This window comes from Methylobacterium nigriterrae, assembly GCF_037106235.1.
Lineage (GTDB): Bacteria > Pseudomonadota > Alphaproteobacteria > Rhizobiales > Beijerinckiaceae > Methylobacterium > Methylobacterium nigriterrae.
On the sequence record NZ_JBAWTG010000385.1, the window covers coordinates 1 to 1,231 of the forward strand.

1 pseudogene is annotated in these 1,231 nt (G+C 69.6%); it reads right to left on the minus strand.

The annotated features are described in order from the left end of the window. Positions 1–1,181: pseudogene (locus WDW90_RS37280) on the minus strand (hypothetical protein); the annotation flags it as partial. Positions 1,182–1,231 lie beyond the last annotated feature (50 nt).

Consider the following 1,231-nt stretch of genomic DNA (forward strand, 5'->3'; position numbering starts at 1 on the left):
TAGATCGGGGCCTCGGTTGCGTAGCGGAACGTGTCGGGAGCGGCCCCCTTCGGCGGCAGCGCCAGCTTGATCACGCGGCCCGCGACGCTCGCCTCGCAGGATTGCTCGGGCGGGTCCATCCAGGCGGCGTGACCGGACGCGTCGATCTCCTCGACCCCGACCGGGAGCCAACGGGCCTTGAGATAATCGAACCGGCGGTCGAGCTCGGGATCGAAGCCCGCATCGGCCGCGGGCGTCGGCACGGGCCGGCGCAGGCAGGGCGTCCCGCCGGGCGCCGATGGTGACCAGGGGAGCGCCGGCATGTCGTCGAACCAGCCGCGGTTGCCGTAGACGTAGATCGGACCGCCTCCCATGTCGTCGAAGGAGAACCAGGCGTGAGCGTTGTGGATGCGGTTCCGGGCGATGTGCGCCTGCCTCGCCCAGGTCTCCAGCTCGACCGGGTTGTCGCGCACATAGGAAAACAGGTTCTCGTAGATCCACAGATTCGCGTTGTAGGGGCAGGCGGCCGGCGAGAGCCCGGAAGCCGGCAACTCGTCGCAGCCGCTCGCCTTCAGCCGGACGCCGTTATAGGCGGCGAGAACCGTGTTGCGGCGGAAGATGACCGGACCCTGCAGGTCGTTGCCTCCGAGAAGCGCGCCGTTGAAGTGCTCGTAGGCGCCGTGATGACTGACGCCCCAGGGGATGCTCCGCCACATCATGCCCGGGCAGCCCAACTCCGTCGTGCGGCCATCACGGCAGCGGAAGGGTCCCTCGCGAGTTAGGCTGGTCTCGTCGAAGCCGCTCGCGTCTTGCACCCAGGTCGTGTCCTCCACCACGATGTCGTCGGATGGACGCTCGGCGCGCCCGCGCGCGGCCAAGCCGTAGCTGCCCCCGATCACGAGTGAGCGGCGGAGCGTGATGCGGCGGCTGCCAATGGCGCGAACCGCCGCCAGCCAGCAATCCTGGAAGGTCAGATCCTCGACCACGACGCCGTCGACGCGGTCGAGATCGAGGCAGGCTGCTTCGGCGAGCCGCCCAGTTCTCCCGATCGGAATGGCGAGGCGGGAATCCGCCGCGCGCGATCCTCCCTCCGCCACAGGGCTGGCGGAGGCCAGCAGGGCGGCGAACAGGTCGGGCCTCCGGGGTGGCGCCAGGACGGCGTAGAGGTCGCCGCAGGATCGCTCGGCGTAATCCTCCGGCATCGGACAATCGCGGATCTGATCGATCGTCCTGCCCACGAGCCGGGTCCGCA